Annotated in this window: 22 protein-coding genes; 20 read left to right on the forward strand and 2 right to left on the reverse strand. The window is 66.8% G+C overall.

Annotated elements, in window-relative coordinates:
- Nucleotides 1-19: 19 nt before the first annotated feature.
- Together A0W70_RS01880 and A0W70_RS01885 are read right to left on the reverse strand one after the other, a co-directional pair.
- On the reverse strand, nt 20-787 hold the full coding sequence (locus tag A0W70_RS01880) for an ABC transporter ATP-binding protein (protein WP_070987780.1): 768 nt from the start codon (nt 785-787) through the stop codon (nt 20-22).
- Complete coding sequence (locus tag A0W70_RS01885; protein WP_070987782.1) at nt 784-1,764, reverse strand: FecCD family ABC transporter permease; 981 nt, start codon at nt 1,762-1,764, stop codon at nt 784-786. The genes A0W70_RS01880 and A0W70_RS01885 overlap by 4 nt, the downstream gene beginning before the upstream one ends.
- Nucleotides 1,765-2,181: 417 nt before the next feature.
- Here A0W70_RS01885 and A0W70_RS01890 point away from each other — a divergent pair, with 417 nt between their 5' ends.
- The 20 genes from A0W70_RS01890 (at nt 2,182) to A0W70_RS01985 (ending at nt 24,238) form a co-directional block, all read left to right on the forward strand.
- Nucleotides 2,182-3,741, forward strand: coding sequence for a GNAT family N-acetyltransferase (locus A0W70_RS01890; protein ID WP_070988263.1), 1,560 nt, complete (start codon nt 2,182-2,184; stop codon nt 3,739-3,741).
- Nucleotides 3,742-3,873: 132 nt separating this feature from the next.
- The gene (locus tag A0W70_RS01895; RefSeq protein ID WP_070987784.1) at nt 3,874-4,710 is read left to right on the forward strand and encodes a mechanosensitive ion channel family protein; all 837 of its coding nucleotides are present in this window, start codon (nt 3,874-3,876) and stop codon (nt 4,708-4,710) included.
- A gap of 229 nt (nt 4,711-4,939) precedes the next feature.
- Nucleotides 4,940-7,567: a DNA gyrase subunit A gene (gene gyrA, locus A0W70_RS01900; protein WP_070987786.1), complete on the forward strand. Its 2,628-nt coding sequence runs from the start codon at nt 4,940-4,942 to the stop codon at nt 7,565-7,567.
- Nucleotides 7,568-7,612: 45 nt separating this feature from the next.
- Complete coding sequence (gene pheA, locus A0W70_RS01905; RefSeq protein WP_070987789.1) at nt 7,613-8,710, forward strand: prephenate dehydratase; 1,098 nt, start codon at nt 7,613-7,615, stop codon at nt 8,708-8,710.
- A gap of 297 nt (nt 8,711-9,007) precedes the next feature.
- A complete protein-coding gene (hisC, locus tag A0W70_RS01910) occupies nt 9,008-10,132 on the forward strand; it encodes a histidinol-phosphate transaminase (protein WP_070987791.1) in 1,125 nt (374 codons plus the stop codon).
- A complete protein-coding gene (locus A0W70_RS01915) occupies nt 10,129-10,983 on the forward strand; it encodes a prephenate dehydrogenase (protein WP_070987793.1) in 855 nt (284 codons plus the stop codon). Before hisC ends, A0W70_RS01915 begins: the two co-directional genes overlap by 4 nt.
- Entirely contained in the window at nt 10,980-12,299 is a 1,320-nt protein-coding gene (aroA, locus tag A0W70_RS01920; RefSeq protein WP_070987795.1) for a 3-phosphoshikimate 1-carboxyvinyltransferase, read from the forward strand. The genes A0W70_RS01915 and aroA overlap by 4 nt, the downstream gene beginning before the upstream one ends.
- Complete coding sequence (cmk, locus tag A0W70_RS01925) at nt 12,292-12,990, forward strand: (d)CMP kinase (protein ID WP_070987797.1); 699 nt, start codon at nt 12,292-12,294, stop codon at nt 12,988-12,990. The genes aroA and cmk overlap by 8 nt, the downstream gene beginning before the upstream one ends.
- A gap of 134 nt (nt 12,991-13,124) precedes the next feature.
- Nucleotides 13,125-14,807: a 30S ribosomal protein S1 gene (gene rpsA / locus A0W70_RS01930; RefSeq protein ID WP_070987799.1), complete on the forward strand. Its 1,683-nt coding sequence runs from the start codon at nt 13,125-13,127 to the stop codon at nt 14,805-14,807.
- 75 nt (nt 14,808-14,882) lie between these two features.
- Nucleotides 14,883-15,200, forward strand: a complete 318-nt coding sequence (locus tag A0W70_RS01935; protein ID WP_070987801.1) for an integration host factor subunit beta — start codon at nt 14,883-14,885, stop codon at nt 15,198-15,200.
- A 272-nt stretch (nt 15,201-15,472) separates the two neighbouring features.
- The gene (lapB, locus tag A0W70_RS01940; RefSeq protein ID WP_245675785.1) at nt 15,473-16,684 is read left to right on the forward strand and encodes a lipopolysaccharide assembly protein LapB; all 1,212 of its coding nucleotides are present in this window, start codon (nt 15,473-15,475) and stop codon (nt 16,682-16,684) included.
- Nucleotides 16,684-17,406 carry an orotidine-5'-phosphate decarboxylase gene (pyrF, locus tag A0W70_RS01945; RefSeq protein ID WP_175443037.1) on the forward strand — a complete coding sequence of 241 codons (723 nt, stop codon included), beginning with the start codon at nt 16,684-16,686 and terminating at the stop codon, nt 17,404-17,406. The genes lapB and pyrF overlap by 1 nt, the downstream gene beginning before the upstream one ends.
- A 150-nt stretch (nt 17,407-17,556) precedes the next feature.
- Nucleotides 17,557-18,321 carry an MBL fold metallo-hydrolase gene (locus A0W70_RS01950; RefSeq protein ID WP_070987803.1) on the forward strand — a complete coding sequence of 255 codons (765 nt, stop codon included), beginning with the start codon at nt 17,557-17,559 and terminating at the stop codon, nt 18,319-18,321.
- A gap of 45 nt (nt 18,322-18,366) precedes the next feature.
- Nucleotides 18,367-19,743 (forward strand): signal recognition particle protein, encoded by a 1,377-nt coding sequence (gene ffh / locus A0W70_RS01955; protein ID WP_070988266.1) that lies wholly within the window; start codon nt 18,367-18,369, stop codon nt 19,741-19,743.
- A 142-nt stretch (nt 19,744-19,885) separates the two neighbouring features.
- Nucleotides 19,886-20,146 carry a 30S ribosomal protein S16 gene (rpsP, locus tag A0W70_RS01960; protein WP_070987805.1) on the forward strand — a complete coding sequence of 87 codons (261 nt, stop codon included), beginning with the start codon at nt 19,886-19,888 and terminating at the stop codon, nt 20,144-20,146.
- A gap of 32 nt (nt 20,147-20,178) precedes the next feature.
- The gene (gene rimM / locus A0W70_RS01965) at nt 20,179-20,685 is read left to right on the forward strand and encodes a ribosome maturation factor RimM (protein ID WP_070987807.1); all 507 of its coding nucleotides are present in this window, start codon (nt 20,179-20,181) and stop codon (nt 20,683-20,685) included.
- 22 nt (nt 20,686-20,707) lie between these two features.
- On the forward strand, nt 20,708-21,478 hold the full coding sequence (gene trmD / locus A0W70_RS01970; RefSeq protein ID WP_070987809.1) for a tRNA (guanosine(37)-N1)-methyltransferase TrmD: 771 nt from the start codon (nt 20,708-20,710) through the stop codon (nt 21,476-21,478).
- 12 nt (nt 21,479-21,490) lie between these two features.
- Nucleotides 21,491-21,844: a 50S ribosomal protein L19 gene (gene rplS, locus A0W70_RS01975; protein ID WP_070987811.1), complete on the forward strand. Its 354-nt coding sequence runs from the start codon at nt 21,491-21,493 to the stop codon at nt 21,842-21,844.
- 14 nt (nt 21,845-21,858) lie between these two features.
- The gene (locus tag A0W70_RS01980) at nt 21,859-23,763 is read left to right on the forward strand and encodes a hypothetical protein (RefSeq protein WP_139150662.1); all 1,905 of its coding nucleotides are present in this window, start codon (nt 21,859-21,861) and stop codon (nt 23,761-23,763) included.
- Complete coding sequence (locus tag A0W70_RS01985; RefSeq protein ID WP_070987815.1) at nt 23,756-24,238, forward strand: methylated-DNA--[protein]-cysteine S-methyltransferase; 483 nt, start codon at nt 23,756-23,758, stop codon at nt 24,236-24,238. Before A0W70_RS01980 ends, A0W70_RS01985 begins: the two co-directional genes overlap by 8 nt.
- Nucleotides 24,239-24,555 lie beyond the last annotated feature (317 nt).

Raw genomic sequence — 24,555 nt, forward strand, 5'->3', positions numbered from 1 at the left:
CCCGGTGGAGCGGGGTACTTCAGGTCGGCACGAACGCCCGGTGACCGGCTACCTCGACCGCCTCGATGGGGTGGTGGTAGAGGCAGGTCAGATGGCCTGGCTGGAGCAGTTCCGGGGCCGGGCCGTGGCGGACCTGGCCGTCGTGGAAGATCAACACGACGTGATCGCAGAAGCGGGCCGCGAGATTGACGTCGTGCAGGGCCATAACGAGTGTCCCGCCGTCGCGCTGGGCGCGGCCGCGCAGGTGGCCCAGCAGCCGGATCTGGTGATGCAGATCCAGGTGGTTGCTCGGTTCGTCCAGCAGATAGACCGACGGGTCCTGGGTGAGCAGGGTCGCCAGGGCGAGCCGCCGCCGTTCGCCGCCGGAGAGCGTGTCGATCGGGCGGTCGGCCAGTGCGTCCATCTCCACTTCCATGAGGGCCTCACGGGCCCGCCGATAGTCTTCCGGGCCTTCCTGGCGCCACGGGCCGATGTGCGGGTGGCGCCCGATCAGGGCGGTCTCCAGTACCGTGGCCGGGAACGGGTCCTCGCTTGCCTGCAGCAGAATGCCCAGTCGATTGGCGATGGCACGGCGCCGCATGCCGGCGAGCATCTGCCCGTCGAGCAGCACGCGGCCTTCCGTGGGCGGTCGCAGCCCGGCGAGCGTGTGGAGCAGGGTGGTCTTGCCGGCGCCGTTCGCGCCGAGTACCGCCCAGCTCTCGCCCGGCCTGAACGCGAGATCGAGCTCGCCGCCGATGCGCTTGCCCCCGATCTCGATGGCGAGGTCTTCGGTAGCGAGCAGGCTCATGGCAACCCTCGGCGCGGACCGCGGTGCAGGAGGAACAGGAACACCGGGACCCCGATCATTGCCGTCAACACGCCCACCGGCAACTGCTGGGGGGCGATCACGATGCGTGCCAGCGCGTCCGCGAACACCAGCAGGGTCCCGCCGGCGAGCACGGCCGCCGGCAGCAGCGTTCGGTGGTCGGCGCCGGCGATCAGGCGCACCGCGTGCGGGATGATGAGGCCGACGAAGCCGATGGTGCCGCCGACGGTGACGGCCGCGGCGGTCAGCAGTGAGCCGATGAAGTAGATCCCGAGGCGCAGCGGTCCCACCGAGACCCCGAGCGCCCGCGCCTGCAGGTCCCCACGCGCCATCAGGTTGAGTGGTCGGGCGAGCGCCATGGCCGCGAGCAGCCCCGCGGCCAGGGCCAGCGCGCTCCAGATCGGGGCCCCGGCATGCGCGAGATCGCCCATCAGCCAGAACAGCATGCCGCGCAGATCGCGCTCGGGGCTGACCGCGAGCATGAAACTGATCAGCGCGCCCCAGCCCGCGGCCAGCACCACGCCGGTCAGCAGCAGCCGGGTCGGTGTCCAGCCGCCGCGCCCGTGGGCCAGCGCGAATACCAGCAGCATGGATACGAGCGCCCCGGCGAAGGCGTCGACCGATACCCAGAATGCGCCGAAGCCGGCCATCATCGTCGCCAGCGCGGCCACGGCGGCACCGCCGGAGATGCCGAGTACGTACGGGTCGGCCAGCGGGTTACGCAGCAGCACCTGCATGAGCGCGCCAGCGAGCGCCAGCAGGCCACCGACGACGAACGCAGACAGGGCCCGGGGAAGCCGCAGTTCGGCGACGATCCGTGTGGCCGTGTCCTCCGGCGGGCCGGTCAGCGCGCTCCACACGGCGGCCGCGGGGACCTCGACCGCGCCCGCCATAAGGGCGAATACGAGGCTCGCGAGCGCCAGCAGGGCGAGGGTCGGTAGCAGCAAGCGGGCAGACATGGCGCGGGTTTACTAAGTTTCCATGCAGTATTGTCCGGTCTCAGCGCGTGCCCGGGTCGTCGTGACAAGGCACGAGGAGGGAGTGTGGCGCCACCACATGACCGACGAGTAACGCCGGCACGGCGGCCCGGGCACGCGCCCGTAGGGAGCCATTGCGCTGCCGGCTGACGGCGTTGCGCTCGCTCAACGTGCCGGCAGCACGCTTTCGCTCCCGCGCCTTGCCAGCCAACAGCGCAATGGCTCTGAGGCCGAACAATACTGCATGGAAGCTTAGCGTGACACCGCGACGCCACACGACCAGCGCCGGATCCGTCCATCGGCATTCCATGGGCGACCGAAAGCGCGCGCATGGCCGACAATCCGGTCCCGCTTCGCTACAATGCGCGCTCTTTTGCGACAAATGGGCTCCGGATCCCGATGGCGGCCACGAAGAAAGAGCAGCGTCCCTCGCTGGTTATCCGCAACGCGCGCCCTGCCGACGCCGCGGAGATCGCGCGCCTGTCGGGCAAGGTCTACTCGGAGGAAGAGGCCTATTCGCCGGCGATGATCCGCGGACAGGTCACGAGCTTCCCGGATGGGCAGTTCGTGGCCGAGTACGAAGGGCAGATCGTCGGCTACTGCGCCACCTTCCTGACCCGTGAGGCACTGGCGCTGGCGCCGCATCGGTGGGACGAGATCACGGGGCACGGTTTTGCCTCCCGCCATGACCCGAAAGGCGACTGGCTGTACGGCATGGAGGTCTTCATCGATCCGGAGTTCCGCAATCTGCGGATCGGTCAGCGCCTGTACAACGAGCGGAAGAAGCTGTGTCAGTACCTGCGCCTCAAGGGCGTGGTCTTCGGTGGGCGCCTGCCGGGGCTGGCGAAACGGCGCCGTCGCGTCGGTACCCCCGAGGAATACGTCGAGCAGGTGCAGAACAAGAAGATCCGCGATCCGGTCCTGTCTTTCCAGCTGCGCAACGGGTTCGAGTTCATCGGCATCCTGCACGATTACCTCCCCGACGACACCGCGTCGCTCGGCCATGCCGCCCACCTCGTCTGGCGCAATCCGCAGGTGCCGCAGACCGACGACCAGGAGCAGGGCGAAGGCAGCGGGCGCCTGCCGGATGCCGTCCGGGTCGCGACGGTCCAGTACGAACTGCGCAGAGTGAACTCGTTCGAGCAGTTCCAGCAGTACATCGAGTACTTCGTCGATGTCGTGGCCGACTACGGCGCGGATTTCGTCACCTTCCCCGAAATGTTCACGCTGCAGCTGCTGTCGCTGGAAGAACACCCGTTGGGTCCGGCCGAGTCGATCGATTACCTGACCGGCTACACCGAGCGCTTCAAGGAATTCATGTCGCACCTCGCGGTGCGCTACAACGTGAATATCATCGGCGGCTCGCATCCGACCAAGCTGCCCTCCGGTGATACGCAGAACATCTGCTATGTTTTTCTCCGCGACGGCGCGATTCACGAGCAGTCGAAGATCCACCCGACGCCCAATGAGCGCTACTGGTGGAACATCTCCGGGGGCTCGGAGGTGACCAGCATCATGACCGACTGCGGCGTGATCGGCGTGATGATCTGCTACGACGCGGAATTCCCGGAGATGGCGCGCCATCTGACCAACCAGGGGGCGCAGATCCTGTTCGTGCCCTCCTGCACCGATGAGCGCCAGAGCTTCCTGCGCGTGCGCTACTGCTGCCAGGCGCGGGCGGTCGAAAACCAGTCTTACGTCGTGGTATCGGGCAACTGCGGGAACCTGCCCGGGGTCGAGAACCTGGATATCCAGTACGCCCAGAGCTGTATCCTGACGCCCTGCGATTTCGGTTTCGATCGTGACGGGATCGCCGCTGATACGACCCCGAATACCGAGATGGTGGCGATCGCCGACCTGCGGCTCGAAGCGCTGACCACGGCCCGGAACCAGGGCACGGTGCAGAACCTGAATGACCGCCGTTTCGATCTGTATTCGGTGCGCTGGAAGAGTCGCTGAGGCTATTGGCCGCTGACAACAATCGCCAGGGCTGCCCGCGTTGCGTGCCGGCGGCCCCCGTCAATGAATCGATCCGGCCCGCCGCCGGAGATGGACCGGGACTGAACCGGTCATGCTGAGGGAGTCGAAGCAATGAATACGTCGCCTGAACAACTCTGGGCCGAATTCGGCCCGATTATTACGGATCTGTCCATCAACGTGATCAGCGCCCTGGTCCTGATCATCGTCGGCTGGAGTATCGCCGGTTGGGCGCATCGCGCCGTCCGCCGCGGTCTGGGCCGCTTCAAGGATATGGACCGGACCCTGATCAGTGTCGTGGCCGGCGTCACGCGCTATTTCATCCTGATCACGCTGCTGGTCATGGTGCTGGGCCGGTTCGGCGTGCAGACGGCATCCATCCTCGCGGCCCTCGGCGCCGCCGGTCTGGCCGTCGGGCTCGCGCTGCAGGGGACGCTCGCCAACATTGCCGCCGGCGTCATGCTGCTCGTGCTGCGGCCGTTCCGGATCGGCGATTACGTCAACGCCAATGGCAACGAGGGCACGGTGGAGGAGGTCGGACTGTTTTCGACGGAATTCACGACCTACGACGGCCTGTATGTCTCGGTGCCGAATTCGGGCATCTGGGGCGGGCGGATCCTCAATTACTCACGTAACCCGAATCGGCGGCACGACATCGTGGTCGGCATCTCCTACCGCGACGATATCGACCGGGCTCAGGAGATCCTGCTCGGCGTGATCCGCAACGACCCGCGGGTGCTGTCGGAGCCGGCGGAACCGCAGGTGCTGGTCCGCGAACTCGCGGATTCCTCGGTCAACCTCGGGATGCGCTTCTGGACCACGGGCGACGACTTCTGGCCGGCCAGTTTCGAGCTTCGCAAGGCCGCCAAGAAGGCGCTCGACGAAGCCGGTATCACGATCCCGTTCCCGCAGCGGGACGTGCATCACTTCGACCACCGGGAAGTCGCCTGAGGCGGGCGCCGCCCATGCGCCCCGGTGCGGTCGTGCGGACTGGCGCGTGCCTCTCGGTCGAGGGGCCGGGCAGCGCCCGCATGGCCGTTCCCGCTCCGCGCGTCGAGTGCGCCGGCCCCCGACCGGATCGGGGGTTGGTACGTGCCGTCGGCGCCGGGGACTACAGCGATTCCCGTGCTAGAATGCGCGGTTTGATCGCTTCCGCCCGCATCGAGGATGGCAACCGCCCATGACCGAGTTCGCCCGCGAGATCTTCCCGGTCAATCTCGAAGAAGAGATGCGCCAGTCGTACCTCGATTACGCGATGAGCGTGATCGTCGGCCGCGCGCTCCCGGATGCACGCGATGGCCTCAAGCCGGTGCACCGGCGCGTGCTTTTCGCGATGCACGAACTGGGCGTCGACTGGAACAAGGCCTACAAGAAATCCGCCCGTATCGTTGGTGACGTCATCGGTAAGTATCACCCGCATGGCGATTCGGCGGTCTACGACGCGATCGTGCGCATGGCGCAGGATTTCTCGATGCGCTATCCGCTCGTGGACGGGCAGGGCAACTTCGGTTCCATTGACGGCGACGCCGCCGCGGCCATGCGGTATACCGAGGTCCGCATGGCCAAGGTCGCCCATGAGCTGCTCGCGGATATCGACAAGGAAACGGTCGACTTCATCCTCAACTACGATGAGACCGAGCGTGAACCGGCCGTGCTGCCGACGCGGGTGCCGAACCTGCTGGTCAACGGTTCCTCGGGGATCGCGGTCGGCATGGCGACGAACATCCCGCCGCACAATCTGCGCGAGATCGTGAACGCCTGCATCGCCCTGATCGACGATCCGACCATCGACATCAATCAGTTGATGGAATACGTGCCGGGTCCGGATTTCCCGACGGCGGGCCTGATCAACGGCTCGCGCGGAATCCGCGAGGCCTACCGGACCGGCCGCGGCCGGATCGAGATGCGGGCGCGTACCCACATCGAGGAGATCGACCGCGGCAAGCGCGAGCAGATCGTCGTCACGCAACTGCCGTATCAGGTCAACAAGGCCCGGCTGCTCGAGAAGATCGCGGCGCTGGTCAAGGAAAAGCGCGTCGAGGGGATTTCCGAACTGCGCGACGAGTCGGACAAGGACGGTCTGCGGGTCGTCATCGAGCTCAAGCGCGGCGAATATACCGACGTCATCCTGAACAACCTGTTCAAGCACACGCAGCTGGCGACCGTGTTCGGGATCAACATGGTGGCGCTGACCGAGGGTCAGCCCCGCCAGATGACGCTCAAGGAGGTGCTGGAGGCGTTCGTCCGGCACCGGCGCGAGGTCGTGACCCGGCGCTCGGTGTACGAACTGCGCAAGGCCCGCGACCGCGCCCACGTCCTCGAAGGCCTCGCCGTGGCGCTGGCCAATATCGATCCGGTCATCGAGCTGATCAAGGCCTCGCCCAATCCGGCCGAGGCGAAACAGGGGCTGGTCGAGCGCGTGTGGGAGCCCGGTGTCGTATCGGACATGCTCGAGCGCGCCGGCGCCCATGCATCGCGGCCGGAGAACCTGGACCCCGGATATGGCCTTGGCGAGCAGGGCTACCGGCTGACGCCGGAGCAGGCGCAGGCGATCCTCGACCTGCGGCTGCACCGCCTGACCGGTCTCGAGCAGGACAAGGTGGTCGAGGAGTACAGCGGCATCCTCGACCGGATCGCGGAACTGATCGAGATCCTCGAGAATCCCGACCGCCTGATGGAGGTCATCCGCGAAGAACTGGAAGCGATTCGGGACGAGTACGGCGACGATCGCCTGACCGAGATCCAGGAGCGCCAGGACGAGCTCACCGTCGAGGACCTGATCTCGGACGAGGATGTCGTCGTAACGATCTCGCACGCCGGCTATGCCAAGGCGCAGCCGCTCGGTGACTACAGCACCCAGCGGCGCGGTGGGCGCGGCAAGGCGGCGACCCGGATGAAGGACGAAGACTTCATCGATCGCATGTTCGTCGCCTCCACCCACGACACCCTGCTGTGCTTCTCCAGTCACGGCAAGGTCTACTGGAAGAAGGTCTGGGAACTGCCGGCGGCCGGGCGCGGCGCGCGCGGCAAGCCGATCGTGAATCTCCTGCCGCTGGAACCGGATGAGCGGATCAATGCCGTGCTGCCGGTGCGCGAGTTCCCGGAAGACCAGTACGTGTTCATGGCGACCCGTTCCGGCATCGTCAAGAAAACACCGCTGTCACACTTCTCGCGTCCGCGCAGCAGCGGCATCATCGCCGTCGATCTGCGTATCGACGACTGGCTTATCGACGTGAAGCTCACCGATGGGGATCGCGAGATCATGCTGTTCTCGTCCGGCGGCAAGGCGATCCGTTTCAATGAGCCGGAAGTCCGGCCGATGGGGCGCGTGTCGACGGGCGTCCGCGGCATGCGGCTGCCGGAAGGGGATCACCTGATCGCCCTGATCATCGTGGGCGAGGGCAATATCCTTACCGCCACGACCAATGGCTACGGCAAGCGCACGCCGGTCGACCAGTACCGCAAGACCGGCCGGGGCGGCCAGGGCGTACGGTCGATCCAGACCACCGAGCGCAACGGTTCCGTGGTCGGCGCCGTGCAGGTGGGCGACGACGACGAACTCATGCTGATCTCCGACGGCGGCACCCTGGTTCGCACGCCGGCGGCGGAGGTGTCCATTGTCGGCCGCGATGCCCAGGGCGTGCGCCTGATCCGGCTCGGCGAGGGCGAACGCCTCGTCCAGCTCGCACGGATCGAGAAGCTCGCGAGCGAGGAAGAATCCGATGCCGGGGACGACGCCGCGGCAGACGCGGCCGGCCCGGCCGAGGCGGAAGGCGGGGAGGCGCCCGCTGGAGACGACGAGACGTGAACGCGGGCCATCGTGGCTGGCCCACTGACCGGTGAACGGCGACCCATGAGCGATTCCGAAGTATCCCGCGACCGGCTCGAGACGATCCGTGACCGTATCGACGATCTCGATCACCGGATCCTCGCGCTCATCAACGAGCGCGCGGGCTGTGCGCTCGAGGTGGCCGACATCAAGCGCGCCGCCGGCGAGGCGCTCAATTTCTCGCGCCCGGAACGCGAGGCCCAGGTCCTGCGCGCGCTGGCCCAGGGCAACGGCGGCCCGTTGGATAGCGAGGCCGTCACCCGGGTGTTCCGCGAGATCATTTCCGCGTGCCTGGCACTGGAACAGCCGCTGTCGATCGCCTATCTGGGGCCATCCGGGACGTTCACCGAGGCCGCCGCCTACAAGCACTTCGGGCGCTCCATCGATACCCGGCCGCTGGCGGCGATCGATGAGGTCTTCCGCGAGGTCGCCGCGGGGGCCGCGCACTTCGGTGTGGTGCCGGTCGAGAACTCGACCGAGGGCATGGTCACGCATACGCTCGATGTGTTCGTGAACTCGAGCCTGCGGATCTGCGGCGAGATCCTGCTGCCGGTGCATCAGCACCTGATCACGCGCGAACAGGAACTGGTCGACATCCACACCGTGTACTCGCACCAGCAGTCGCTGGCGCAGTGCCGCGAGTGGCTCGATGCGAATCTGCCCAATGCACGGCGCATCTCGGTCACGAGCAACGGCGAGGCGGCGCGGCGCTCCGCGGAGGAACTGGGCACGGCCGCGATCGGACCGCGCATGGCCGCCGAGATCTATGAACTCGATCTGCTGGTCGAGCGTATCGAGGACGAGCCCGACAACACCACGCGCTTCCTGGTCATCGGCGACCACGACGTGCCGCCGTCGGGCGACGACAAGACCTCACTGCTGCTCTCGGCCCGCAACCGCCCGGGCGCGCTGTTCCACCTGATCAAGCCGCTGTCCGACCACGGCATCGACATGACCCGGCTGGAATCGCGCCCCACGCGCGGCCGCCTGTGGGAATACATGTTCTTCGTCGACATCGTCGGCCACGCCGACAGCGACGAAGTCCGCCCGGCCCTCGAAGCCCTGAAAGACGAAGCAGCCCTCTGCCGGGTACTCGGCTCGTACCCGAGAGCCGTTTCCTGACGCTTTGAAGGGCGTTAAGAACCACGAATGAACACGAATGAACACGAATGAACACGAATATGTTTCAGGGGAGGACGCTACCCTCCCGGGAGCTTTGCTGATATCGAAGACGCTCAGCGAAGCTCCCGTATCGCTCAGATACCCTCAAAGCAATATTCGTGTTCATTCGTGTTCATTCGTGGTTCAAAAAGAAGCTCTACCCCGCGGTGAAGCTTCCAGCGAAGCTCCTCAAACACTGAGCGCTTCCCGAAGTACCATTTGTGGTTCAGGTTTCTCTGCACGGAGTCCGTCCAGGTAATGTCTTTTGATCCCGTCGAGTTGGCTGTTCCGGGTGTGCGGGGGCTGGCGCCGTATGAGCCCGGGAAGCCGATCGAGGCGCTGGCCCGGGAATACGGGCTGTCGGACATCATCAAGCTCGCCTCGAACGAGAATCCCCGGGGCCCGAGTCCGCGCGCGGTCGAGGCGGCGCGCGTCGCGCTCGAATCGGTGCACCGGTATCCGGACGGGGCGGCGACGGACCTGCGGGCGCGGCTGGCCGATCGCCATGGCGTGAGCGCGTCGGCGATCACGGCCGGCAATGGCTCCAACGACGTGCTCGACATGATCGCGCGCGTGTTCCTCGGGCCGGGCGCCAATGCGGTGTTCTCGCGCCATGCCTTCGCCGTGTACCCCATCGCCACGCGCGCGGCCGGGGCGGCGGCGAACGTGGCGCCGGCGCGTCCGGCGGACGATGCCGAGGCACCCTACGGGCACGATCTCGAGGCCATGGCGGCCGCGGTCGATGCGGACACCCGGGTCGTGTTCGTGGCGAACCCGAACAACCCCACCGGGACCTGGATCGATGGTGACACCCTCCACGCCTTCCTGCGCGATTTACCGGACCACCTGGTCGCCGTGGTCGACGAGGCCTATTTCGAATGCGCTGATGTCCCCGGGTATCCCGATGCGACGCGCTGGCTCGACGACTTCCCGAATCTGATCGTCACGCGCACGTTTTCCAAGGTGCACGGCCTTTCCGGTCTGCGCTGCGGCTATTGCCTGTCATCCCCGGAGATCGCGGATCTGCTCAATCGCGTGCGCCATCCGTTCAACGTGAATTCGGCGGCACTGGCGGCGGCGACCGCGGCACTGGATGATGAGACGTTTCTCGCCGAGAGCGTCGCCAACAACACGCGCGGCCGTGAGCGCCTGACCGATGGCCTGCGGGAGCTCGGACTCGGTGTCATTCCTTCGGCGGCGAACTTCGTTGCGGTCGATGTCGGCCGTGATGCCGCCGGGGTGTATGAGGCCCTGCTGCGCGAGGGGGTAATCGTGCGTCCGGTGGGTGGCTACGAGATGCCGCGGCACCTGCGCATCAGCGTCGGTATCGACAGCGAGAACGAGCGCCTTCTCGATGCGCTGCGGCGGGTGTTGCGCGCATGACGGAACGGGTCGTCATCGCCGGTGTCGGCCTGATCGGCGGATCGTTCGGGCTGGCACTGCGCGCGGCCGGTTTCGACGGGGAGCTGGTCGGGCTGGGGCGCGATCCGGCCCGGCTCGATGCGGCGCTGGAGTGCGGCGCGATCGACCGCGCGGAGACCGAAGCGGCCGCGGCGACCGCGGACGCCGATGTGATCCTGCTGGCGGTGCCGATGGGCGCGATGGCCTCCGTGCTGGCCGCGATCGCGCCGGCACTCGAGCCGCGGACCATCGTGACCGATGCCGGCAGCGTCAAAGGCAGTTTTGTCACCGATGCCCACAGGATCCTCGGTTCCCTTGCGCGGGTGGTCCCTGGTCATCCGATCGCCGGGACCGAGCGCTCCGGGGTCGATGCCGCGTTCGCCGAACTGTATCGGGGCCGTCGTGTCATCCTGACGCCGACGGAGGAGACCGAACCCGAAGCGACCGAAACCGTCGAACGGCTTTGGTCACTGACCGGGGCCAATGTCGAGCGCCTGCCGGTCGAGGCGCATGATCGCCTGCTGGCGGCGACCAGCCATCTGCCGCATATGCTCGCCTTTGGTCTGGTCGATGCGCTCGCCCGGGGCGACGATCCCGACGCGGTGTTTCGCTACGCGGCCGGCGGTTTCCGGGATTTCACGCGTATCGCTTCGAGCGATCCGGTGATGTGGCGGGATATCTGCCTCGCCAACCGGGATGCGCTGCTGGAAGCGCTGGAGGCGTACCGGGATGACCTTGAACAACTGACCGCCGAGGTACGCGATGGCGACGGCGACGGCCTGCTGTCGCGATTCCGGCGGGCCAAGACGGCACGGGACCGGTTCTGCGGATGAGATCACTCGTTTTCCACGTCGAACCCGGCGGCGCCCTGCAGGGCCGCGCCCGGGTGCCCGGCGACAAATCGATCTCCCATCGCGCGATCATGCTGGGGGCGCTCGCCGATGGCGTGACCGAGATCGACGGTTTTCTCGAGGGGGCGGATGCGCTCGGGACGCTCTATGCCTTCCGCGCCATGGGCGTGTGGATCGATGGCCCGGCCGCTGGGCGTGTGGTTATCCACGGGGTGGGGCTCGATGGTCTGAGTGCCCCGGATGGCCCGCTCGATCTCGGCAACTCGGGGACCTCCATGCGGCTGCTGGCCGGGCTGCTGGCCGCACAGGCCTTCGACACCACGCTGACGGGCGACGCATCGCTCTCCGGGCGACCGATGCGCCGCGTGACCGAGCCGCTCGGCCGCATGGGGGCGCTGATCGAGACCGCGGAGGGCGGCACGCCGCCGCTCGTGATCCGCGGCGGGCAGACCCTGCACGCTATTGAATACGAGTCGCCGGTGGCCAGCGCGCAGGTGAAATCGGCGATCCTGCTGGCCGGGCTGTACGCCAGTGGCCGGACCTGCGTGAAGGAGCCCGCAGAGAGTCGCGATCACACGGAACGCATGCTCACCGGTTTCGGCTGGCCCGTGGCGCGGACCGGGCTGACCAGCTGTGTCGAGGGCGGTGGTCGGCTCAAGGCGCGGGCGATCGATGTCCCGGCCGATATCTCCTCGGCGGCATTCTTCCTGGTCGGCGCCACGATCGCCGCGGATTCCGATCTGGTGCTGGAGCACGTCGGCTGGAATCCAACGCGGACGGGGGTCGTCGAGATCCTGCGCCTCATGGGCGCCGATATCGAGGTGCTTGCCGAGCGTGAGGTCGGTGGGGAGCCGGTGGCCGATCTGCGCGTGCGCAGCGCGCCGCTGCACGGCATCGATATCCCCGAAGCGCTCGTGCCGCGGGCGATCGACGAATTCCCGGTGCTGTTCGTGGCGGCTGCCTGTGCGCAGGGGCGGACGCGGCTGACGGGTGCGGCAGAACTCCGGGTCAAGGAATCCGACCGCATCCAGGTCATGGCGGACGGGCTGGCGGCGCTGGGCGTCGACGCGCAGCCGACCGACGACGGCATCGTCATCGAGGGTGGCCCGGTCGATGGTGGACGGGTCGACAGTCACGGAGACCACCGCATCGCCATGAGTTTCGCCGTGGCCGGACTGCGCGCGCGGTCCGCGATCCGGATCGACGACTGTCGCAACGTGAATACCTCATTCCCCGGTTTCGCCGAGTTGGCCCGCGGGCTGGGGCTCGATCTGCACGAGGTGTCCGGCGATGACTGAGCGGGCGGGTGGCGGCGTCCCGGTGGTCTGTATCGACGGGCCGAGCGGTTCGGGCAAGGGCACGCTCGCCCGCCGCGTGGCCGAGGAACTGGGTTTTTACCTGCTGGACTCCGGTGCCCTGTATCGGCTGACCGCACTGGCCGCCGTGCGCCGCGGTGTGGATCTGGACGACGAGGCGGCCGTGGCCGAGGTGGCGGCGACCATGCAGCCCCGGTTCGAGCCCACGGGGGACGGCTGGACGCGCACCTGGCTGGATGGCGATCATGTCACCCGGGAAATCCGCGCGGAAGAGGTCGGCATGAACGCCTCCCGCGTCGCCGCGCTGCCCGCGGTACGCGAGGCATTGCTCGCGTTGCAGCGCGGGTTCCGGCAGCCCCCGGGGCTGGTCGCGGACGGCCGTGACATGGGCAGCGTCGTGTTCCCGGACGCGCAACTCAAGATTTTCCTGACCGCTTCGGCCGAGGAGCGCGCGCGGAGACGTTATAAGCAGTTGAACGACAAGGGGATTGGTGCTAACCTCGCCGCCCTTCTGAATGACATCGAGGCGCGCGACGAGCAGGATGCGCAACGGGCGGCTTCCCCAATGGTGCCCGCCGACGACGCCATCGTGATCGATTCCACGAGTCTCGCGATCGAGGAAGTGACGCAGCAGGTTCTCGCGCGTGCGCGCGATTGCCTGCAGGCGGAGTAAATCATTCGCCGGTACGGCCGGCAGGCGCCGGCTCCACGGGAGTGTGGAGCGGCATTTTCTGAACCGACCCGTGGGTCCAGGGGATGGGCGACGGGAAAGCGCGCGAGCGTGGTTAATTCAAGGTACTTGACTGAATGTCTGAAAGTTTCGCGGAACTGTTCGAGGAGAGCCTGGCAAAAACGAATATGCGGCCCGGCTCGCTGCTCATGGCGACCGTGGTTGACGTACGTGACGACCTGGTCATCGTCAACGCCGGCCTGAAGTCGGAAGGCGTAATCCCGGCGAACCAGTTCACCGACGAGAACGGTGATCTGCACATCGGCGTCGGCGATACGGTGGAAGTCGCGCTCGATGCGGTCGAGGACGGCTTCGGCGAGACCCGCGTCTCGCGCGAGAAAGCGCGGCGCGTGCGCGCCTGGGCGGAACTGGAATCGGCCTTCGAGGCGAGCGAGACCGTCAAGGGTCACATCACCGGCAAGGTCAAGGGCGGCTTCACCGTCGACCTCAACGGTATCCGCGCGTTCCTCCCGGGTTCGCTGGTCGATGTCCGCCCCGTGCGCGACACCAGCTATCTCGAGGGCAAGGAACTCGAATTCAAGGTCATCAAGCTCGATCAGCGCCGCAACAACGTGGTCGTTTCCCGCCGCGCCGTGGTGGAAAGCGAATACAGCGCCGAGCGCGAAGAACTCCTCAAGAATCTGCAGGAAGGCCAGACCGTCAAGGGCGTCGTCAAGAATCTCACCGATTATGGTGCGTTCCTCGACCTGGGCGGCATCGACGGCCTGCTGCACATCACCGACATGGCCTGGAAGCGGGTCAAGCATCCGTCCGAGGTCGTGGAAGTGGGTCAGGAGCTCGAGGTCAAGGTTCTCAAGTTCGACCGCGAGCGCAACCGTGTGTCGCTCGGCCTCAAGCAGCTGGGCGAGGATCCGTGGGTCGATATCGCGCGCCGCTACCCGGTTGGTACGCGCCTGTTCGGCAAGGTCACCAACATCGCCGATTACGGCTGTTTCGTGGAGATCGAGGAAGGCGTGGAGGGCCTGGTCCACGTGTCCGAGATGGACTGGACCAACCGCAACGTGAGCCCTTCGAAGGTCGTCGCGATCGGCGACGAGGTCGAGGTCATGATCCTGGATATCGACGAAGAGCGTCGCCGGATCTCGCTCGGCATCAAGCAGTGCCAGCCGAATCCGTGGGATGAGTTCGCGGCCACGCATAACAAGGGCGACCGCGTCGTCGGACGGATCAAGTCCATTACCGACTTCGGCGTGTTCATCGGCCTGGACGGCGGCATCGATGGCCTCATCCATCTGTCCGACCTCTCCTGGAACGAGGCGGGCGAGGAAGCGGTGCACAAGTACCGCAAGGGCGAAGAGGTCGAGGCGGTCGTGCTCTCGGTTGACCCCGAGCGCGAGCGTATCTCGCTCGGCATCAAGCAGCTCGACAAAGACCCGTTCGCCAACTTCGTCGCGGACAATCCCAAGGGCAGCATCGTCAAGGGCACGGTCGTCGATGTGGAACCGAAGGCCGCGACGGTCGATCTGGGTGACGGTATCGAAGGTGTGTTGCGCGCCACCGAGCTCTCGCGCGACCGGGTCGAGGATGCCCGTTCCGTGCTGTCGATGGGCGATGAGGTCGAGTGCAAGTTCATCGGTCTCGACCGCAAGAGCCGCACGGTCAATCTCTCGATCAAGGCCAAGGACGAAGCGGAAGAGCGGGCCGTGGTCAACGACTACCAGCGTGGCGAGAGCGGCGGTGGTACCACCCTCGGCGATCTGCTGAAGGAGCAGATCGGCGCGGGGGATGACAAGGAGTAGTATTGCCGGCTCGGCCTGGCATGGGGGATGCCGGGCCGTTGCCGTTCCTTCCGGATGATCCGCCGGAGTTGTCTGATGACCAAGTCCGAATTGATCGATGCGCTTGCGCGCAAACAAAGCCATCTCGCCTACAAGGATGTCGAGCTGGCGGTAAAGAGCCTGCTCGAGACAATGAGCCAGTCGCTCTCCGATGGTGAACGCATCGAGATTCGCGGATTTGGCAGTTTCAGCCTTCATTTCCGACCGCCGCGGATGGGGCGTAACCCGAAATCGGGTGACGCAGTGGTTCTGCGCGGCAAATACGTGCCCCATTTCAAACCGGGCAAGGCGTTGCGGGAACGGGTCAATACGCTCCCGCTGGAAAGCGACGAACGGCAGAGCCGTACCGGCTGACTGCCTCGACGCGCCCTTGATCGGGGCCGTCCGCGCGGAGGCCGTTCCCACGGAACGGCATCCTTGATGGTGGTCGCCACTTTTCGTTGTCGCCCGACTCCCATACGATCTGCCGGTATACTCCAGACTGCCTGGGTGCTGGCCCGGACTCGATCCGTAAGGCGCCGATGCAATCCGGCGGGGGCGCTTGTTCCATACCATGAATCCTGATTTGTTGCTGCAAGGGCCGCAGTCTCACGGGAGGCTTTGGCGGCAGGGCCTGGTGCGCCCGTATGCGTATGCGGACTGGCACGGTGCCGGGGTGTCCGATCGTGCTTGAACTGCTCTGGCTTCTGTTGCCCGTAGCGGCCGCCAGCGGGTGGTGGGCCGGGCGGCGTACCGCGAGGAAGCCCGAGCGGGGGGCTGGGGGATCGAACCGCCCGCCAAGCGAGTATTTCCGCGGGCTGAACTACCTCCTGAATGAGCAGCAGGACGAGGCCATCGAGGTCTTTATCCGGCTGGTCGAGGTCGACTCGGATACGATCGAGACCCATCTCGCCCTCGGGAGCCTGTTCCGGCGCCGCGGCGAGGTCGATCGGGCGATCCGGCTGCATCAGAACCTGATTGCCCGCCCCAATCTGTCCAAGAACAATCGTTCGTTCGCTCTGCTCGAACTCGCGCGTGATTACATGCGCGCCGGCGTGCTCGATCGGGCCGAAGGGCTGTTCACCGAACTCCTGCGCAACCGCACGCATGTGGTCGAGGCGTCGCGGCAACTCCTGCGTATTTACGAACGCGAACGCGAATGGCACGCCGCCATCGAGACCGCGCGCAAGCTCCAGCGTCGCGGCGGTCAATCGATGGGCAACGTGATCGCCCATTACTGGTGTGAACTCGCCGACGCCGAGCGCCGAGCAGGCAACCCGAAGGCTGCGCGCAATTTCGCGACGCGGGCGCTCAGCGCTGACCCACAGAGCGTCCGCGCCAGTATTCTCGAAGGCGATCTCGCCATGGAAGAGGGGCGCTACCGGCAGGCGCTGCGGGCGTACCGGCGCGTGGAATCCCAGGATCCGGCGTTCCTACCCGAGGTGATCGACCGCCTTCTCGATGCGCTCGAGCGCGCCGAGAACCCGGCCGCGCTGGCGGCCTACATCGATCAGCTGCGCGGGCGCTATAATGGTTTCTCGGTGATTCAGGCGGCGACGCGGCTGATCCGCGAACGTGAGGGCGAGTCCGCCGCGCGTGAGTTTCTGCGCGAGCAGGTCGTTCGCCGACCCTCGTTACGGGGGTTGCGCGAGTGGGTCGCATGCGAACTGGACAATGCCAGCGACCGCAGCCGGCCGGGCACACAGGTGGTACTGGATATGCTTGACCAGCTGCTGGAGACGAAACCCATCTATAACTGCCAGCAGTGCGGGCACGAGGGCAAGATTCTCCACTGGCAGTGTCCCAGTTGCCGCGAATGGAACACCGTCAAACCGATTATCGGCATCGAGGGTGAGTGATGGGGAAGGCGGGGATTGATCGGCGCAGGATCATTGTTGCCCTCGATTATGCCGATGTGGAATCCGCCGAGGGCATTGTCGCCAGGCTGGATCCTTCGCTGTGTCGGCTGAAAGTGGGTAATGAACTCTTTACCCGGGCGGGGCCTGCTTTCATCGAGCGGCTCCAGGCGCGCGGCTTCGACGTCTTTCTCGACCTCAAGTACCACGACATCCCGAATACGGTGGCCGCAGCCTGTCAGGCCGCCGCGGATCTCGGCGTGTGGATGGTGAACGTGCATGCGCTGGGCGGGCGCCGGATGCTCGAGGCGGCACGCACCGCGCTGGATGCGTATGCCAGCCCACCGTTGCTGATCGCGGTTACCGTACTCACCAGCCTCGAAAGCCGTGACCTGGGCGAGATCGGTTTCGATACCGAGCCGGGCCGACTCGCTTCGCGGTTGGCGGTGCTCGCGGACGACAGTGGCTGTGATGGCGTCGTGTGCTCCGCACGCGAGGCCGGGGCGATGCGGAGCGCGCATGGCGCGGACTTCCGCCTCGTGACGCCAGGGATCCGGCCGGTGGGGGCGCGGCCTGACGATCAGCGCCGCACGCTCACGCCGGAGGAGGCGGTCACCGCGGGTGCCGATTATCTGGTCATGGGCCGCCCGATCACGGGCGCAGCCGATCCGCTGATGGCCCTCCAGGATGCCCTTGGGGAGGTGGACGCGGCGTCAGGGATGTGACCGGCGTCACAGCCGCCCGTCCTTGCCGCTGGCGCTCCCGTGCTAGGATGCCGGTTCCCCGCCGGAGCGCGCTAGCGGGGGATTTCGTGGTGCGGCGCGTGGGGGCGCGTACGCTTGACACGGGATCAGGGACGAAGGAGGGACCGATCGATGCAGGTGCGGGTATTGGGGTGCAGCGGAGGAATCGGTGCCGGACTGCTGACGACCGCGTTCCTCGTTGATGACGATGTCCTGATCGACGCTGGCACGGGCGTCGGCGATCTGTCGTATGAGGACATGAAGGATATCCGCCATGTCTTCGTCACGCATTCGCATCTCGATCACGTGGCCAGTATCCCGCTGCTGGTCGATTCGCTGTTTGATGAGCTGACCGAACCGCTGGTCGTGCATGCGCAGCAGGTCACGATCGACGCGTTGCGCCGGCATATCTTCAACTGGGAAATCTGGCCGGATTTCACCCGTCTGCCCAATCCCGAACGACCGGTTATGCGGTTTGAGCCGATCGAGGCCGGGGAGACCCACCGCGTCGGGGCGCGCACATTCGAGGCCATCGAGGTCGCGCATACGGTTCCGGCTGTCGGCTACCTGTGCTCGAACGGCACTTCGGCGTTCTGTTTTTCCGGCGATACCACGACCAACGACACGCTCTGGCCGGCGCTCAACCGGTCCGAGCATCTCGATCTCCTCATCGTGGAGGTCGGCTTCCCGGACCGGCAGGCCGAACTCGCTCACCTCTCGCGGCATTACAGCCCGCAGTCGCTGGCGGCGGATCTGGCCAAACTCGATCGCCGCCCGCGCATCGCCGTGACCCACATCAAGCCCGGCGACGAGGACCTGATCATGGATGAACTGGAGGCAGCGCTGCCCGGATATGACATCCATCGGCTTCAGGGCGACGACGCGTTCACGCTATAATCGCGCGCTCATCGACCAGGTCCCGTGATCGGGCAGGATATCGCCTTGTTTGACAGTCTCACAGAACGCCTCGGCAAAACCCTCAAGAACGTCCGTGGTCAGGGGCGCCTGACCGAGGACAATATCCGCGACACCATGCGCGAGATCCGCATGGCCCTGCTCGAAGCGGATGTCGCACTGCCGGTCGTCAAGCAGTTTGTCGAACGGGCACGTCAGCGGGCCCTTGGCCGCGAGGTCGTGCGCAGCGTGTCGCCCGGCCAGGCGCTGGTAAAGGTCGTCAACGACGAGCTCGTGGCCGTCATGGGTGGGGAGCAGACCGAGCTCAATCTGCGGACCCGCCCGCCGGCTGTCATCCTCGTGGCCGGGCTGCAGGGCGCCGGCAAGACCACGACCGTCGCGAAGCTCGCGCGGCGCCTGAGTGAACGTGACCGCAAACGTGTCGCCGTGGCCAGCGCGGATATTCACCGCCCGGCGGCCCGCGATCAGCTCGAGACGCTGGCGGGTGAGGTTGGCGTCCAGTACCTGGGCGTCGCGGGCGCGAACGACGCCGTCGGTATCGCGCGCGGCGCGCTCGAAGAGGCTCGGCGCTCGGCGCACGATGTCCTGATCATCGATACGGCGGGACGCCTCGCGATCGACGAGGCGATGATGGCCGAGGTCCGGGACGTCCACGCGGCGCTTGAACCCGCAGAGACCCTGTTCGTGGTCGACAGCCTCAGCGGTCAGGATGCGGCCCAGACCGCAAAGGCGTTCGACGAGGCGTTGCCGCTGACGGGCGTGGTCCTCACCAAGACCGATGGCGACGCCCGGGGTGGCGCCGCGCTGTCGGTGCGTATGGTCACCGGCAAGCCGATCAAGTTCCTCGGGGCCGGTGAGAAGACCGATGCCCTGGAGGTCTTCCATCCGGATCGCATCGCGTCCCGGATCCTCGGCAAGGGCGACGTCGTCAGCCTGGTCGAGGAGGCGCAGCAGAATGTCGATACCGACAAGGCCGACAAACTCGCGAAGAAGCTGAAAAAGGGCAAGGGCTTCGATCTGTCGGATCTGCGCGAGCAGCTTGATCAGATGAACCAGATGGGCGGCGTGAGTGCCATGATGGACAAGCTGCCCGGGATGGGCGGCATGTCGAAGGCCCAGATGCAGCAGGCCGCGGGCGCCGCCGGCCAGACCACCCATATGATCGCGATCATCGATTCCATGACGCCGACCGAGCGGCGCCGGCCCGACAGCATCAACGGCTCGCGCAAGCGACGCATCGCCAACGGCTCCGGCACCCGCGTGCAGGATGTCAATCGCCTGCTCAAGCAGCATACCCAGATGGCGAAGATGATGAAGAAGGCCTCGAAGAAGGGCGGTATGGAGAAAATGATGCGCGGCATGGGCGGTGGTGGCCAGATGCCGCCGGGCATGGGCGGCTCCTGAGCCCGGGCCGGCGGTTGGCCGTGGCGCCCGGGCGGCGTCCGCGCTCCTTCACATTCCCTGAATTTCCGGTACAATCACGCGTTTACGTCTGGCGGGTCGATGGCCCGCCGCATCCGAATCGCGTACGGAGGTAGCCAGTTCGATGGTTTCGATTCGACTCAGCCGCGGGGGCGCCAAGAAGCGTCCGTTTTACGAAATTGTCGTCGCCGACAGCCGGAGCCCCCGTTCGGGCCGTATCATCGAGCGGCTGGGCCTGTTCAACCCGGTGGCGCGTGGCCAGTCGCCGCGTCTGCGTCTCGATCTCGAACGCCTGGACAAGTGGGTGGCGGATGGCGCGCAGATGAGCGACCGCGTCGTCAGCCTCGCGAAGGAGCAGCGGCGCGCCGACCAGAAGTCCGCCTGAGGCGGCGGACTGTACGACCGCGGTCCGGTCCGTTGTCGCGCCCAGAACCGGTCACGATCGGTCGCATCGGTACCCCGCGTGGTGTGCGCGGGGAGGTTCGCGTCCAGTCGTTCGCCCGCCCGCCCGAATCCATACTCGATTTCCCGAATTGGTGGGTGGAGACCGGCGAAGGTTGGGAGGAGCGAGCCGTCGAATCCAGCCGGATCCAGTCGAACGGAATCGTGGTCGCCCTGGAGGGCTGCAGGGACCGGGAATCCGCGGCGGCCCTACGCCATGCCGCGGTGGCCGTGCCGCGAGCGGCACTGCCCGAGCCGGCTCCGGGTGAATACTACTGGCACGACCTGATCGGTCTGTCGGTGGCGACGACCGAGGGCGAAGAACTCGGGCGCGTCGATCATCTGCTCGAGACCGGCGCCAACGACGTACTGGTCGTGCACGGCGATCGCGAACGGCTGATCCCGTGGATACAGGGGCAGGTCGTGCAGAGCGTGGACCTCCCGAAAGGCCGCATGATCGTGGACTGGGATCCGACGTTCTGAGGCCGCACCGGGGGGGCATTGCATGCGCTTCGATGTCGTGACGCTGTTCCCCGGGTTGGTCGAGTCGGTGGCCGACTACGGGGTCGTTGCGCGGGCGCGGGAACGCGGGCTGTACTCGCTGCATACCTGGAACCCGCGCGACGAAACGAACGATCCGCATCGAACGGTCGACGATCGCCCGTTCGGCGGTGGGCCGGGCATGCTGATGAAGGTCCAGCCCCTGCGCGATGCGCTGGCGCGGGCGACCGCGGCGGCGCCGCGCGGCGCACTGCGGGTCCATCTGGGACCGCAGGGCCGGCCACTGACGCAACGCGCACTCGCGCGCTTCGCGGCGCTGCCCGGCCTGATACTGCTCGCCGGGCGTTACGAGGGTATCGACGAGCGGTTACTGGAAGAATTCACGGATGAGGAGTGGTCGCTCGGCGACTTCGTCCTCTCCGGCGGCGAGGTCGCCGCGATGGCGGTGATCGACGGCGTGGTCCGGCAGTTGCCGGGCGCCCTCGGCGGCTGCGATTCGGCCGCGGCGGACTCTTTCAGCGACGGTCTGCTGGAAGGGCCGCAATATACGCGCCCGGAAGAGATTTCCGGGCGCCGCGTGCCGGCGGTTTTGCGCTCGGGCGACCATCGCGCGATCGCCGAGTGGCGCCGGCGGCAGGCGCTGGGAAGGACCTGGCTGCGGCGACCCGACCTGCTGGAAGGGCGGGCGCTGGGCCCGGAAGACCGTCGATTGCTGGAACAGTTTATCGCCGACTGGCGGGCGGGTAGCCCGGACGCGGCGAAACGAGAGATGTAACCGGAGCGGGCAATGAGCGACATCATCAAAGAGATTGAAACCGAACAGATGACCAGGACGGTGCCGGAATTCGGCTCCGGCGATACCGTCAACGTTTCGGTCCGTGTGAAAGAGGGCAACCGCGAGCGCCTCCAGGCGTTCGAGGGTGTTGTCATCGGTAAACGGAACCGGGGCATCAACTCGTCGTTCACCGTGCGCAAGACGACGCACGGCGAAGGCGTTGAGCGTGTCTTCCAGACCTACAGCCCGCAGATCGCCGAGATCAAGGTCAAGCGTCGCGGCAAGGTGCATCAGGCCAAGCTGTACCACCTGCGCGGTCTGACCGGCAAGGCGGCTCGAATCAAGGAAAAGCTCGCCAAGAAGTAAGCGGCGGGTTCTTCATGAGCCAGGCTCGGTGGACGGATTCCGGTCGGCGCTCGGGCCGGCCACTGGCAGGGTTCGGTCGTACCGGGGACTATGCGAACAGGGGGCGTGCGTGTGCACGCCGCCTGTTCGCGTGTTTGTGCCTGTTTCTTGCGAGTGTGCTCGGGCAAGGCGTTCATGCCGCCGAGGAACCCGGCTATCGACTGGGTGCCCTGCGGGAAATGGCGGCTGCCGGAGCCCCCGGGCTCGCGCTCGTGCGTCTCGACGCGGCCCAGCCCGATGCCGCTCAGGTTCCGGAGATCTGGGCGCGCTGGGAGCGTTCGCGTATCGATATCCTGGTGGATGCTGGTGCACGGCGCCACGCCATCGCCCGCCTCAAGGACCTCCCGGCGGCCGCACCGGAACCGTTCCGGCGCTGGGCGCTCGCCCGACGCAGTGACCTCCACCTCGATCTCGGCGAGGCCGAGCAGTCCCGTGCACTCGCACGGGAACTGCTGTGGAGTGCCGGAGCCGGGGCAACGACGGACGAACTCCGCGCCTGGCGCCGGCTGGTGGTCCGTTCCTATCTGGTCGGTGGCCGGGTCGATGACGCGGTGACCGCGCTGCGCCGGTTCGACCAGGACTACGACGACGATTCGACTGCCTGGGCCATCCTCCGGACCCGTGTTCTGTTGCGTTCCGGAAGGGCCGGAGAGGCCGTAGACCGCCTCCCGGAAGACCCCGACGGTGAATTGGACGCACTGGGCCTGCTGGCGAATCTTCGCGCGGAAACCATGGAGCCTGTCGCCGTCGGCGAGCGCGCTCGCGAAACGGCGACCGCCGACTCGACCGGGCCGGCCGATGCAGCCCGCTTCTGGTATGTGGTGGCGGAGGCCGCGGCGGGACGATCGGCACAGGGCGTACGCGCCCTCGCGATGGAACAGGCGGCGGCGCGCGCCGGGGCACTTCCGCGCAGCGATACCGTGTTCCGGGTCCGGGGCGATGCGCTGTGGGGGGCATGGCTCGATCGCGCCCTCACCTGGGGCAACGAGCGGCAACTCCTGATCGGCGACGATGAGGCGTGGTTCCGGGCGGCCGCCGAGTCGTTGCCGGATTATCCGGTGCGCGCGCGCAGTCTGCTTGCGGTCGTGGCACTCCGCGGCGCCGATGAGGCGGCCCGGGCAGCGCATCGGCGGCTGCTGGATCTGCTGGCCGACGACGGTCCCGGGCTTGTCGTTGCCCGCCAGGCGTACCTGCACAGCAGCCGCTTCCCCTCCCTGGAACAGGTGCCCGAGATCGTCCGCTATCGGCTGGTCGATGACGCCCTCGCACGCGATGATCTGGATCTCGCCACGCGCCTGCTGGAGAAACTGCCCGCGGCGCCGGCCGATGTCAGGGAGTATGCCTGGCGCCTGTTGCGGGCCCGTGTCCTCGTGCTCGGTGGTCGTCGCGACGCCGGTGTCGAGGCACTGCACGCGATTCTGGAGGATTACCCGGATCTCGGCGAGAGGGGCATCGACCGTTTCCTCCAGGTGGTATTCGATCTGCAGAGTGCCCAGGCCCACGACATCGCCCTCGGCCTGCTGCGGCGGCTCGGCGAGCGCGAACTGCCCGGGCAACGTCGAAGGGAAATGCTGTATTGGCGCGCGGAATCGCAGGACGCGCTCGGAAACCCGCGCCGGGCGGCCGAACTCTATCTGCGCTCCGCCACGCTGCTCGATGGCCGCGGCGGTGATCCCTGGGGCCAGACCGCGCGCTACCAGGCCGCCGGCATGCTGGCCGAGGCCGGCCTCGTCAGCGATGCCCGTCGGATCTACACGCAGCTGCTGCGCGCAACCAGCGACGCCGATCGGCGCTCGACCCTGCGCCGACGGCTGCAGAAGCTCGGCCTGCGCGAGCCGGGGACGGACGATCTGCCGTTGCCGGGGGATATCGATGGTTGAGCACGATGCGATCTGGTCGGGCGCGCTCGGCCGTTTCGGCATCGCGATCGGGGATGATTTCATTACCCGGATCGATCGCCTCGAACCGGGGCCGGAACGCCCGCCGGAACACCCGCTTGCCGCCGAGACCGTCCGCCAGCTGAGTGCCTGGAGCGATGACCCCCGACATCGCTTCGACCTGCCGCTGGCGCCCGCACCGACCCCTTTCCAGCGGCGTTTCCGTGCGGCTCTTTGCGCCGTCCCGGTAGGCGCGGTCGTCACCTACGGCGAACTCGCGCGCCAGCTCGCATCCGCGCCCCGGGCGGTCGGCAATGCCTGTGGGGCGAACCCGATCGCGATCGTGGTGCCCTGCCACCGGGTGGTCGCCGCCAATGGCATCGGCGGCTACGGCCGCGATCCCGAGGGTGGTTCCGCGGTCGAGTTCAAACGCTGGCTGCTGGACCGGGAACGGGAAATGGTCGGCGGGGGAGGTTGAATCGTCGGGAAAGTCAAAGGCGGCCTCACGCAGAGCCGCAGAGCACGCCAAGGGAAGTCAAAGGCGAGATTTATCAGGATACGGAGTCTGCAGGAAGGGCCATAAAGAATGCAGGTATGGCCTGCATGGCGCTTATCGCGGGAGCGACAGGACAGTCAGGGACCCATACACCGCCGCATCAGTTGTGCATGACCGCGCAAGCCACTCTTTAAGGATTTTGACTTTCCTTGGCGCCCTCTGCGGCTCTGCGTGAGGCCGCCTTTGACGTTCCGGGCCAGGCGGATACCGACACCGGGGGGGTTGAAAATCGCCGGGCC

Source organism: Halofilum ochraceum (assembly GCF_001614315.2).
Lineage (GTDB): Bacteria > Pseudomonadota > Gammaproteobacteria > XJ16 > Halofilaceae > Halofilum > Halofilum ochraceum.